The sequence below is a fragment of the Roseibium sp. TrichSKD4 genome (assembly GCF_000148725.1).
Taxonomy (GTDB): domain Bacteria; phylum Pseudomonadota; class Alphaproteobacteria; order Rhizobiales; family Stappiaceae; genus Roseibium.
Map to the genome: position 1 here is coordinate 216,483 of NZ_GL476300.1, position 12,574 is coordinate 229,056.

The following is a 12,574-nucleotide window of genomic DNA, read 5'->3' on the forward strand; positions in this document are numbered from 1 at the left end:
ATCCTACGCACCCGCCGATATGTCGGTGACGTAATAAAAATACGCGAAGGATGTGGTTGCCCATGTGTTCATGGTGCCAAACATCCAGCAAACAACGGCAGGTGTCAAGCACCTATGTTGAACCGCAAAAACCGGAAGGTATGACTGCTAACGCCGCACAACACACCTCCAAGTATTAATTGTATAATTATCATTAACACTTTTTAATTGCAAATAAGTAACGATTTTCACTTACACTTACTCATGGGAAGGCAATGGGTCAGCTGATGCGTTTTAAGTTTAATTCAGTCCTCTTACTCTCATACTTGTGCGGCTTGACTGCAATTTCGCTGATAATATTCGGCGCGCGACATCATGTTCAGTCCTTTAAAGACGAGCAACATGCTGCTCTCGTTCGCTCTAGCGACGAAGCGGCACGGCATATCGGTTTTTTCATCAAGGAAAAGCGGGCGCTGGTTGAAGCTTTTGCTAATGCCCATGCAGACCAGCTTGCCGAACTGGTTCAGTCCAAAGAACACGAAGCGAACACTGCGACATTCATTGCTCAGCGACTGAAGGCCTATTTCCCTGGCCATGTAACTTTTGCTCTTTGCGGTACGGACACTAACTTTGTTCCGAAACAATACGACCGTTTCTGGCGTGGCACCTGCCAAACAAGTGCACACCGCTTGGCCAGCACCGATGCTTCCTTTGCGTCTTATCGCCAAAATTGGAAAGAAGCTGAAAACAATGAAACCTATGTTTCATTGGAACCTCGCAATTTCCGTTTTGATCTAGACGCCCACTGGGTTGATTCCACAGGAGAACAAGGGCGACTGTTCGTTGCGTTCAACAATACCGAATTTGCCCGGATCATTGCCGCGCAAGAACTACAACCCCATCAGCTGATCCTGTTTCACGCAAGCCGCCCTGATCTAGTGCAGCTGACATCAAACAGATGGATGGCCAGCTTCGAGACCGGCGATACCGTTTCCGAGGCACGCCTGGCCGAAATGGTTCCGCGAGTTCCAATCAGAAACTCGAATTGGGAGATTGCCTATCTTCCGTCTCACCCCCTATTCCAATCCTATCAGGAAGAAATCTACAACATGACTGCTCTCATTGTTGGAGTCATTTCCCTGCTTTTGGGCATGATGACTTTCTTGTACTTCAGAACGACCGCCCGATTGCGCCAGACCGAGGCTGAGATGTCGGAGGTTCGCAAACAGGCTCAGGTCGATAGATATTCTCTGCAAACACTTCTTGATGTTGTTCCAATCGGAATATTCCGCAGGAACTGCCATGGCGAAACCGATCTTGCCAACATCGCGAGCGCAGACCTTTTTGGAATCAAGCCAGAGGACATGTTGGGCAAGAGTGCCAGAGATCTCCACGACAGCGACTTTGCGAACTGGGTAGAAGATTCTGATCGCGAGGTTGCCAACGGTTCCGGTACGCCGCATGCCTTTGACATCAAATACCGCGTTCCTGGCGAGCGAAACGACCGCGACTTCATAGTCTACAAAGCGCCGATGAGAGTTGAGGGAGAGGCCTTTCCGTCAATTGTGTCTGCGGTGGTTGATGTGTCGGAAGAGCGGGCCCTTCGCCGGAAGCTAGAACATTTGGCAGCTACCGATTCACTTACGGAGCTGCCCAATCGCCATCGCTTCCTGCAAGTGGCCAACCACGAGTTCCACCGCTCGCGCCGGTATGGTCATGTGTTCTCCATCATGATGCTCGATATTGACCAATTTAAATCAATCAATACCGACTACGGTCAGGAGGCAGGTGATACGGTTTTGAGATTTGTTGCCGAGTTCCTGCAAGATCAAGTGCGGACCAATGTGGACAAGGTTGCGCGCACCGATGGTAAAGAGTTTGGCTTCATTCTGCCTTCGACCCGCGCTGACGGTGCGGTTATTCTGGCCGAACGTATTCGTGAGCGCCTTGGTACGACTGTCATTCAATATATGGACGAAATGCTGGCCGTGACTGTCAGCATCGGCATCGCGGAATGGTCACCTGACAATCCGACCAGCGGGATCGACGAGACAGTCCGCCAAGCAGAAAAGGCTCTTTCGACTGCCAAGGAACATGGCCGCAATCAAACCCGTATGTATGGCGAACTCACAGATCTTGCTAGCTGAGGCGCGGGCTGCTTGCCCACGCCTCGCTCTAAACCAATCCGGATACTATTCAGAAGCCGATTGTGTAATCCGCCAGCATGATAAACAGCGGAATGCTGAGGATGGCGACCGGTGTTCCGAGACCCGTGGATGCGCCGATATAGGCAGACGGATTCGCATCCGGCAGAGCGGCCCGCATGGTTGGTGGTCCGGACACATCCGAGCTGGACGCTGCCATGATTGACAACAGCACAACCCCGCCAGCGGAAAACCCGGTTATCTGGTGAACCGCAAAGCCGATCCCAAAGGCCAGAAGACCGTGGGTAAGTGGCGCCAGAAGCGCGTAGAGCAGATAGGCATGCGCAACCTTCTTCAGTTCCGATAGCCGTTACCAAGCCTCCATTCCCATCACAAGCATGAGGATGCTTAAAAGCCCCCGAAAAAGTGGCTCATAAAAACTGGCGTAGACACTTTCCGGCCTGGCAAAGAGCCCGATTGCGATACCCAACAACAAGGCGGAAATCGCCGGGCTCTTGGCGGTGTCGACAATTACGCTGCGGACTAGGGAGCCCTCTCCTTCGCCTCGCAAAGACATTCCGCCCTTCCCCAAAACGGCTGTTCCGCCCCCTGCAGAAACCGCGACCCGGGTTTCACTCACCCGCGCCAAAACAACCGCTGTGACCAGCGCTGCCACATCCATGAAGGGATAAAGTGCGCCGATAAAACCTTCATAGTAGACCCCTTCAGCATCCAGCATGGCCATACCAGCGGCCAGTGTTGCAGCGGACACAGCACCGAACAGACCGACCGTCGCCATGGCATCGGACTTTGGAATTGTGCTCCAGTAGGAAAACAGCTTCCCACCCATCACAACAATCAAAACGCCAATTGCCGCTGCAGCCAAAGCGGGCACCATCAAGGCCACCGCATCCGCCGAGCGGACGGAAATCCCTGCGCCGAGCCCCACCTTCAGCAGCAGAAGCAAGACGACAAACTTGTAGATGGGAGCTGGTATTTCCAGCTTGCTGCCAAGCGCTGCCAAGAGCATGCCGCCCATCAAGAAGGCCATTGTGGGCTTTTGCAGCTGCCACAGAAGAACTGTTGCCACTTCAACAATCGTCGCCATGTTGCGCGTCTTTCTATTCCAAAATCCTGATTTGGCGACCTGTATGCCTTGTTCGGAAAAATAATAAAAATCCCGGATTTCCCAAGTAGTCAGCTGATTTAGCTTCTTCTATCCTATTTTTCTCTTTATATTACAGCGTGTTACTTGATGACGGAGGGCTGAAAAATGGCACACCCAACGGGTGCGGGTTCTGAGAGCGATTTTCGGCTGGATTTTGACCCTCGGGTGCGGTTGGAATTCCACGGTTCAAAGATCAGTTCTGATGGCGGTCTTCTGCTTTACCGGGAGCTTGATGACGCCCTTGGCCTTTTCGGCAAAGCGGTTCGGTTCCTTCGGGATACCCGCAAAGGTAAGAATGGCGTTCACACCTTGATGGGCCTGCTGCGCCAATCGATATTTGGTCGCCTTGCGGGCTATGAAGATGTGAATGATGCCGTGCGTCTGTCGCGTGACCCGGTAATGCGCCAGATTATCGGGGGCCGTGCCGTTGACACTCAGGCGGCATCCTCCTCCCAGATGGGCCGCTTTGAGACTGAGGTGCTCGCGACTGCCGCCAACAGGGAAGCCTTGGCCGATATGCCCGGTCAATGGATTGATGCGGTGCATGGTCGCCAAGGACTGAACTACATCACCTTGGACATGGATAGCTCTGTCAGCCCCACCCATGGCGCTCAGGAGGGAACCGCATGGAACGGGCATTTCGGCTGCAACTGCTATCACCCATTGTTCATCTTCAATCAGTTTGGCCACTTGGAACGCTGTGCCCTGCGCAATGGCAGCGTCCACAGCGCGGATGACTGGAAGGCTCTTCTGATACCCGTCATTGCGCGCTATGCAGAGCGCGACATCATGCGCTTCTTTCGCGCTGATGCCGCCTTTGCCATTCCGGAACTTTACGAGACTTTAGAGGCTGAAGGGTACCGCTACGCCATCCGCCTCAAAAAGAACGCTGTGCTGGAAGAGAAGATCAGCCATCAGCTGACCCGCCCCGTGGGACGTCCCTCAAAGACAAAGATCAAGCGCTTCTATGAGGTTTTTGAGTATCAGGCTGCTTCATGGAGCAAGCCCCGTCAGGTGGTTGCCAAGATCGAATGGTATCCCGGTGATCTATTCCCTCGCGTGGGTTTTGTCGTCACCAACTTGCCGATGGAGCCGGAATGGATCATCCGCTTCTACAATCAGCGCGGCACAGCCGAACAGCACATCAAAGAAGGCAAGAACGCCATCACTTGGACCCGCCTGTCCTGCAAGCGGTTCTGTGACAATGAGGTCCGGCTTCAGCTTCACGCATTGGCGTATAACCTTGGTGTCTTCCTGCAAGGGCTAGACCTCCCGGAAGAGGTCGCCGACTGGTCGCTGACAAGTATCCAGAGCCGCCTCATCAAAATCGGGGCAAAGGTCGTACGCCATGCGCGCAAAATCACGTTCCAACTGGCAGAGGTGGCTGTATCAGGCTACGTCTTCGGACGAATCCTCGCCGCAATCCGCGCCCTCAAGCCCCCGCCGAGGCCTGCATGACGCTCCAAACAACGAAACCAACACAAATGCGGCTCCACAGCTGTGTCTTGTCGCAGCCCAAACGGGATAAAGTCCACGAAAAGCTCAAAAACCGCGCTTACGTAACCGTCAAAATCGATAATCGCCCCGACAACGCTGCCGTCAGAGTTGCAAACGTCCGTGAAAACGGTCAACCTCGTCGCAACACACAGTTACTTGGGAAATATCCGATTATATATTGCAGCACTGGAATCCGCAGCAGGACAGACCGTTACACCTATACGCAAACTTGAAGCCAAGGCCGAAGGAAAACCGCCAAGCCGTGCCAACAAGGTACAGGTTGGGGCGTTTGTTTCGGATGAAACCCGCCGTAAGCTTAAAATGCTGGCGATTGAACAAGGCCGCTCGGTCAATGATATGATTGAAGAATCTTTTCAAATGCTCTTTGATAAATACACAACATGATGACATGTCATCATGATGACATTACAACAATCTGGCATGTTGAGAGCCGTTGCGCGCCGCATATTTTTTTACGAAATTGACAAACGAGCCTTCGGGCTTATCCGGGTTTAAAATTCTAAGCGGTGATGGAGAGGTGTTCATAAGCCCGCGCGTCGCTCTGGCAGAGGCTCAGATCGTTGGGGTGCAGGGGGCAATCTTCATTCATAAAAGTTCGGGTCGGTGTGCATGGTCGGGCAGTCCGTCGCCACGCGATCAATCTGGTCCAAGCTTAAGGGCATCTCAGCTTCGCCACTTTGCTGGATCGCCGAGAAATCCTCTAAAAATATATTTTATGCTGAATTTTGTTCTATTTATTAGAACGATTTGCACGCAACGGATCTTGCATGGATAACCTCAACTATCATCACCTCCGGTATTTTCGGGAAGTTGCTCATGAAGGGAACCTGACGCGCAATGCGGAACGGGTGAACCTTTCCCAATCCGCGCTTTCAACCCAGATCAAGCAGCTGGAATCCCGGCTTGGCCACGACCTGTTTCGCCGCTCAGGGCGGGCACTTCACTTAACCGAAGTCGGTCAAATCGTTCTCGACTATGCGGACCGGATTTTCTCAACTGGGGAGGATTTGATCGCCACCTTGCAGCGCTCAAAACAATCCGCACCACCCTTGCGCATCGGGGCACAATCAACCTTATCGCGAAACTTTCAGCTGAATTTCCTACGACCTTTACTGAAAAACCAAGAGGCTGCTTTCACCCTGCGCTCAGGTGGGTCTAGTGGTTTGCTCGACAGTTTGAAATCCTTGAGCCTCGATGTCGTCTTGACCACAACACCGCCAGAAGGCGCCGTTTTGGGCGAATATAAGGCGCACCGCCTGGCAGAGCAGCCCGTGTTTTTGCATGGTTGCCCTTCCCGGCTGCAGACTAAAGATCTTCCCACACTATTGGCGAACGAGCCTCTTATCGTCCCGACGGAAAGCTCCATCCGCACCGGATTTGACAGCCTCGTCGCCAGACTTGAGATCGTGCCTCATATCGTGGCCGATGTAGATGATATGGCGATGGTGCGCCTGCTGGCGCGCGAGAATGTCGGCTTGGCCATTGCGCCATCGGTGGTTCTGGCGGATGAAATCAAATCAGGCCTCGTTCAAAGCGCGCCTTATGACCTTCAGATTTTCGAGGCCTTTTATGCCGTTACCGTAGAGCGGGCCTTTCCACATCCCGCTCTCACAAACCGTCTCAAAGGTCAGCATCAAGTTGATGGTCCATTCAACGCGGATTGAATGGTGCTTGCCCAGTCATTGGCGTTTTGGTTGGTGCCATTGTTGAGCGCATATTGCCACGCCATGACCCCACCGAATTTCGAGCCGAGTTCCCCTACAATTGGAGCCACCAAATTGGCAGCTACTTCTTCTGCGGGTAGATAGCCACTTCCCCCATTTTCAGATGAAGAGATCTTTCCCAGAACCAGTTTTTCAGCCGGGAAAGCCTTGCTCAGAGCCAAAATGCTGGACGCGAAGGCGGAAGGATCGATCGATCCGGCGACAAGGCTCGCCTGCTCCTCAGCCGATGTACCCACGAAGGATGGATTGTTGTAGTACTGGATGTTCAGCCAATCGATGCCCCGCCCTGCCTTTTGAAGAATTTCGCAATAGGGACCGGTGGGAAATTGGGCATATTCATTGGGATAAAGATAAGGCGGTTGCGGGGCGTGGGACACCAGTGTTCCATCAATTCCTGCCTTGGATTTCAGGGCGGTTGAGAGATCGGTGAGAAAGACCACCGGATCATAAGGATACTCGGAACTTGAGGGACTATAGAAGGCCTCGGTGATCTCGTAGTCGATATCAACACCGTCGAGCTTGTTCTGCCGGACAAACGCCATGATGGAGGCAGCCGCCTGATCAGCATTGGCCGCCATTCCGGCCCAGCCTTCCGGCGTTGCCGTGCCCCCGCCAAGCGAGACCAAGACTTTTCGCTTCCCGCCTTCGCAGATGTCGTCGAGCGACGGCAGGAGAGCCTCAAGCTCACTGCTCGGCGTCACTGTTCCATCCGGGTTGGGCAGCAGAAACGAGAGGATGACATGGGTGAAATCACTGCCGACAATGCCGCTGATCGGCGCTTCCTGACTGAGAGCATAGATGATGTTGCGCGGGGTCGTGGACATGGGGCCTCCTGCATATTGCTTTTTGGTTTTTACTCTTCTGACTGGAAGACGCAGGACAAAGACGCGCGTGAAAAGAAAAAGGGCGATCCAATCGGGTCGCCCTTTCCTGTCTCATTCCAGTGTGCCGAGATTACTCGGCTGCGACTGGGGTGACTTCTGCCGGAGCCGGCTCGGTCCATTTCAGGACCGGCTTGCGGGCGGCGCCGGTTTCATCCAGACGACGACGCGGAGCAAGGTAAGGTGCTCCTTCGAAGCGCTTGGTCTCGCCGCGTTTGGCACTCATGACCAGATCGCGCATAGTTGCCACGAAGAGGTCGAGCGCCGCCCGGCTTTCCGATTCCGTCGGCTCGATCAGCATCGCGCCATGCACCACCAGCGGGAAGTACATGGTCATCGGGTGATAACCCTCGTCGATCATCGCCTTGGCAAAGTCGAGCGTGGTGACGCCTGTGTCCTTCAGGAAGGAATCGTCGAACAACACTTCGTGCATGCACGGGTTTTCGCCAAACGGCAGCGTCATGATGTCCTGCAGACCCACGCGAACATAGTTCGCATTGAGTACAGCATCTTCGGACGCCTGACGCAGGCCGTCTGATCCGTGGCTCATCATATAGCTGAGCGCACGAACATACATGCCCATCTGACCGTGGAACGCAGTCATGCGACCAAAAGGCTGTTCGCCGTCTGTGGTCTGATCTTCTGTTTCCACCAGCTCCAGACCAGCATCCGTCTTGCGGATGAACGGCAGCGGAGCATAGGGCGCCAAACGATCCGACAAGACAACCGGACCAGAACCTGGGCCACCACCGCCATGCGGCGTGGAGAAGGTCTTGTGCAGGTTGATGTGCATGGCATCAACGCCAAGATCACCCGGACGCGCCTTGCCTACGATGGCGTTGAAGTTTGCACCATCGCAGTAGAAGTAGCCTCCCGCATCGTGGATCAGATCCGCGATTTCCATGATGTCGCGCTCAAACAACCCGCATGTGTTCGGGTTGGTGAGCATGATGCCAGCGATGTTGCCATCGTGCTTGGCAATGGTTTCCTTCAAAGCGCCCAGATCGACGGTGCTGTCGTCCTTTGCCCCGATGGAGACAACCTTGTAACCGAGAAGAGCTGCGGTTGCCGGGTTGGTGCCGTGCGCACTTTCGGGGACCAGAACGATTTCCGGCTTGCGACCCTTGGCCGTGTGCGCGGCCTTGATGGCCATCATCCCGCAGAGCTCACCATGCGCACCGGCTTTCGGGCTCATGGCAACGGCGGACGTGCCGGTGGTGACCATCAGCCAATGAGCCAGCTCATCGATTAGCTCCAGCGCGCCCGGAACAGTAGAGGCTGGTTGCAGCGGGTGAATGTCACCGAAGCCCGGCAAACGCGCCATTTTTTCATTCAGGCGCGGATTGTGCTTCATGGTGCATGAGCCAAGCGGATACAGGCCGCTGTCGATCGCGTAGTTGTTGCGCGACAGACGCACATAGTGCCGCATGGCTTCCGGCTCGGCGAGACCGGCCAAACCGATTTCGGTTTTACGCTCGTGACCGCCAAGTTCGCTCTCAAAGCTATCCGGCTCATCCAGATCGACGCCTGTGTAGTCCAGACGGCCGAATTCGAAGATCAGCGGCTCTTCCATGTCGAGCGCACGGTTTCCGGTAAAGGTTGTTGGGCGGAAGCTGTCGCCCGCATCACCTGCTTGGGTCGGACGACCCTGCTTGTTCAAGCTCATGCCAGCACCTCCTTCAGGGCAGCGGCAAAGGCTGCGCGGTCTTCGTCGGTGTTCACCTCGGTTGCAGCAACAACCAAGAGGTTTTCAAGGCTTGCCTTGCCCGGCTCCAGGCGGGACACCGGTACGCCAGCCAGAATGCCTTTGGCAGCCAGAGCCTCGACAACATCGTTTGCCGGTTTCGGCAGCTTGACGGTGAACTCGTTGAAATAGGCCTTGTTCAGCACCTCAACGCCGGGGACGGCAGCCAGTTGCTTCTTCAGGCTGACCGCATTGGCGTGGTTGATCCGCGCAAGTTTGCTCAAGCCTGTTTGCCCCAACAAGGACATGTGGATCGTGAAGGCCAGACAGCACAGACCGGAGTTTGTGCAGATGTTGGATGTTGCCTTGTCGCGGCGGATGTGCTGCTCGCGGGTGGACAGCGTCAACACAAAACCGCGCTTGCCTTCCGCATCCACGGTTTCACCGCAGAGGCGACCCGGCATCTGGCGCACATATTTCTGACGTGTGGCGAAGAGACCGACGTAAGGACCGCCAAAGTTCAGGCCGTTGCCGATGGATTGGCCTTCGCCCACCACAATATCCGCGCCTTGGGTGCCCGGAGCCTCGATGAGACCAAGGGAAACCACTTCGGTGAAGACGGCGATCAGCAGCGCGCCCTTTTCATGAGCTTTTTCTGCAATCGGCTTCAGGTCAATGATCTGGCCGTAGAAGGACGGAGACTGAACCACAACACAGGAGGTTTCATCGTCGATCTGGGACAGAATGTCTTCGGTGCCGGTCGGGTCTGCGGGCAGGCTGACAACCTGATCGTCGGCCATGTTGGACAGGCCTTCAACGACTTCCCGGTATTGCGGATGCAAGCCGCCGGACAGTACTGCCTTCTTGCGCTTGGTCACGCGGTGCGCCATCAGCACGGCTTCGCCAGTGCCCGTAGAGCCGTCATACATAGAGGCGTTGGCCACATCCATGTTGGTAACGCTGGCAACCTGCGTCTGGAACTCAAACAGGTACTGCAGCGTGCCTTGGGTGATTTCCGGCTGATACGGTGTGTAAGAGGTGAGAAACTCCGACCGCTGGATCAGGTGATCGACCGTTGCCGGCACATAGTGCTTGTAAGCGCCTGCCCCAACAAAGAACGGCACGGAACTGGCCGGTGTGTTCTTGGCGGCCATTGAGGAGAGCTGACACTCTACCTGCATTTCGCTGGCGCGCTTGGGCAGATCCACCGGGTCCTTCAGGCGGACCTTTTCCGGAATATCGGCAAAAAGATCGTCGATTGAGTCAACGCCAACCTTCGCCAGCATATCGGCGCGGTCGGTGTCAGTTAAAGGCAAATAACGCATCGGGAGATCAAACCCTCGGTTGCTGTTACTGTGAAGCGACGCGCACGATATCGGGCGCCACAGTGATTTCGCATTTTACGGAATTGGCGATGAAGCAGATTTCATGGGCTTCGTGATGCAAGGCATCTAGCTCTTCCTGAGACGGTGCTTGGTCCTCAAACACGATCTCGGGGTTGAGGGTCACCTTTGTCACCGCCATGCGCTTTGGAGCGATTTCCTCCATGATGCCTTCGGCTTTGTCACTGTAGCTGACGATCTTGTGCTTCGCCCGGCGGGCGATATCGAGAAACGTCAGCATGTGACAGGACGAGATGGAGGCAATCAGCGCCTCTTCCGGATCGACCGCAGCCTTGTCTGACCAAGGCAGCGGAACGACCAGATGAGATGAGGATGCAGGCACATCAACACCGCCATCAAACCGCCAGACGTGTTTTCGGGAATATTTGCCACGCGGGAACTCTCCATCGAGCTCCCAATGCACGTCTGCGGTGTAAAGGTGGTTTTTCATGTCTAATCCTGAAATGCCTTAAAGCTCTGCGATGAAGGCCTTGTAACCGTCAGCATCCAGCAGTTCGGACAACTGATTGGTGTTGGACAATTTCATCTTGACGAACCAGGCAGCGCCTTCCGGGTCTTCATTGACCTTGGCAGGCTCATCTTCCAGCGTGCCGTTGGTTTCAACGACTTCACCATCGAGCGGTGCATAGACTTCACTCGCCGCCTTAACGGATTCCACGACAGCGGCTTCATCGCCCTGAGAAACGGTCTTGCCAACTTCCGGCAATTCCACAAACACAACATCGCCGAGCTGTTCCTGAGCGTAGTTGGTGATGCCAACAGTTGCGACGTCGCCGTCAACAGAAATCCACTCGTGGTCTTTGGAATAATAAGTCGTCATGGGTCTGGTCCAGTCTCTGGAATGTTAGTTTTTTGGTTTGCGGTAATAACGCTGCTGCACGAACGGCATCGCGGCGACTTGAGCCGGGAGTTCCCGGTTGCGGACAACAAGGTTGACCTTGGTTCCAAGTTCGGAATGGGCGGCATCCACATAGCCCATGGCAATCGGTGCCCCCATGGTCGGCGCAAAGCCGCCAGAGGTGACAGTGCCAATCACCGTGCCATCGGGCAGGCGAATTTCAGCGCCTTCACGCGCTGGTGCCTTGCCGTCCAGCTTGAAGCCGACCCGAACACGGGACGGTCCTTCAGCCAGTTCCTTTTGAATGTGTGCTGCACCCGGAAATCCGCCTTCTTCGCGGCGACGTTTTTGCATGGCAAAGGTGATTGAACCTTCGACCGGCGAGGTCGTTTCATCCAGATCATGGCCATAAAGGCATAAGCCTGCCTCCATACGCAGGCTGTCGCGTGCGCCCAGACCGATCGGCTTGACGCGCTCATCTGCCAGAAGCGCTTTCGCAATGGCTTCAGCGGCTCCGGCTGGAACAGACATTTCGACACCATCTTCGCCAGTGTAACCGGAGCGAGAGATGTGGCAGTCAATTCCGTCAAGTTCCATGAAGTCGGCGTCCATGAAACCGAGCTCGGCAGCGGCCGGCGCGTGAGAAGCGACAACGGCCACAGCTTCTGGCCCCTGTAGGGCGATCAATGCACGATCTTCGACCAACTCCAGACGCACATTGTCCGGCAGCTTGTCGCGCAAAAGCGCATAGTCGACGTCCTTGCGCGAGGCGTTGACCACGATAAACAGCTGGCCGTCACGCTCTGCGGCCAGCGGACGGGTCACCATCAAATCGTCGACGATGCCGCCATCTTCATTAAGGAGGACCGTGTACCGCTGACGCCCCGGCTTCAGTTCCACCATGTTAGACGGGCAAAGTGCTTCCAGCGCACGGGCCGTGGTTTCATGGTCCGGACCGATTAACCACGCCTGTCCCATGTGGGAGACGTCGAACAGGCCGGCATGCTCACGCGTATGGAGATGCTCGGTCATGATGCCCGTCGGATACTGGACTGGCATGGAAAAACCCGCAAACGAGACCATGCGAGCGCCGAGCTCGACGTGAAGGTCATTTAGCGGTGTTTGTAAAAGGTCTGACGCAGTGGCTTGCTCGGCCATTTATAGTCCTTGGGCTCGGGTTAGCGCTAGACGCAAGCCGACTGACCTGCGCGCGCCCCCTCTGTCCCAGAACCTGA

At 55.2% G+C, this 12,574-nt stretch carries 10 protein-coding genes and 1 pseudogene; 4 read left to right on the top strand and 7 right to left on the bottom strand.

From position 1 onward, the window contains the following. Window positions 1-266 precede the first annotated feature (266 nt). Window positions 267-2,126 carry a GGDEF domain-containing protein gene (locus TRICHSKD4_RS27810; RefSeq protein WP_208992963.1) on the top strand — a complete coding sequence of 620 codons (1,860 nt, stop codon included), beginning with the start codon at window positions 267-269 and terminating at the stop codon, window positions 2,124-2,126. Window positions 2,127-2,175: 49 nt separating this feature from the next. Here the strand turns inward: TRICHSKD4_RS27810 and TRICHSKD4_RS31465 are convergent. After that, a pseudogene (locus TRICHSKD4_RS31465) lies at window positions 2,176-3,231 on the bottom strand (sodium-dependent bicarbonate transport family permease). A 165-nt stretch (window positions 3,232-3,396) separates the two neighbouring features. Here TRICHSKD4_RS31465 and TRICHSKD4_RS01035 point away from each other — a divergent pair. The 3 genes from TRICHSKD4_RS01035 (at window position 3,397) to TRICHSKD4_RS01045 (ending at window position 6,473) form a co-directional block, all read left to right on the top strand. Next, window positions 3,397-4,749 carry an IS1380 family transposase gene (locus TRICHSKD4_RS01035; protein WP_009466009.1) on the top strand — a complete coding sequence of 451 codons (1,353 nt, stop codon included), beginning with the start codon at window positions 3,397-3,399 and terminating at the stop codon, window positions 4,747-4,749. A gap of 159 nt (window positions 4,750-4,908) precedes the next feature. Then, window positions 4,909-5,193: a ribbon-helix-helix domain-containing protein gene (locus TRICHSKD4_RS01040; RefSeq protein WP_040615830.1), complete on the top strand. Its 285-nt coding sequence runs from the start codon at window positions 4,909-4,911 to the stop codon at window positions 5,191-5,193. A gap of 383 nt (window positions 5,194-5,576) precedes the next feature. Continuing rightward, window positions 5,577-6,473: a LysR family transcriptional regulator gene (locus TRICHSKD4_RS01045; protein WP_009758848.1), complete on the top strand. Its 897-nt coding sequence runs from the start codon at window positions 5,577-5,579 to the stop codon at window positions 6,471-6,473. Here the strand turns inward: TRICHSKD4_RS01045 and TRICHSKD4_RS01050 are convergent. The 6 genes from TRICHSKD4_RS01050 to gcvT all read right to left on the bottom strand — a co-directional run bounded on the left by TRICHSKD4_RS01050 (window position 6,443) and on the right by gcvT (window position 12,497). After that, entirely contained in the window at window positions 6,443-7,357 is a 915-nt protein-coding gene (locus tag TRICHSKD4_RS01050; RefSeq protein ID WP_009758849.1) for a glycosyl hydrolase family 18 protein, read from the bottom strand. The genes TRICHSKD4_RS01045 and TRICHSKD4_RS01050 overlap by 31 nt on opposite strands. A gap of 130 nt (window positions 7,358-7,487) precedes the next feature. Continuing rightward, complete coding sequence (gene gcvPB, locus TRICHSKD4_RS01055; protein WP_009758850.1) at window positions 7,488-9,080, bottom strand: aminomethyl-transferring glycine dehydrogenase subunit GcvPB; 1,593 nt, start codon at window positions 9,078-9,080, stop codon at window positions 7,488-7,490. Next, window positions 9,077-10,423, bottom strand: coding sequence for an aminomethyl-transferring glycine dehydrogenase subunit GcvPA (gcvPA, locus tag TRICHSKD4_RS01060; protein ID WP_009758851.1), 1,347 nt, complete (start codon window positions 10,421-10,423; stop codon window positions 9,077-9,079). The genes gcvPB and gcvPA overlap by 4 nt, the downstream gene beginning before the upstream one ends. Before the next feature lie 25 nt (window positions 10,424-10,448). Further along, complete coding sequence (locus TRICHSKD4_RS01065; RefSeq protein ID WP_009758852.1) at window positions 10,449-10,931, bottom strand: OsmC family protein; 483 nt, start codon at window positions 10,929-10,931, stop codon at window positions 10,449-10,451. Between the two features lie 18 nt (window positions 10,932-10,949). Then, a complete protein-coding gene (gene gcvH / locus TRICHSKD4_RS01070; RefSeq protein WP_009758853.1) occupies window positions 10,950-11,321 on the bottom strand; it encodes a glycine cleavage system protein GcvH in 372 nt (123 codons plus the stop codon). A 24-nt stretch (window positions 11,322-11,345) separates the two neighbouring features. Continuing rightward, window positions 11,346-12,497, bottom strand: coding sequence for a glycine cleavage system aminomethyltransferase GcvT (gene gcvT / locus TRICHSKD4_RS01075; RefSeq protein WP_009758854.1), 1,152 nt, complete (start codon window positions 12,495-12,497; stop codon window positions 11,346-11,348). Window positions 12,498-12,574: the final 77 nt, after the last annotated feature.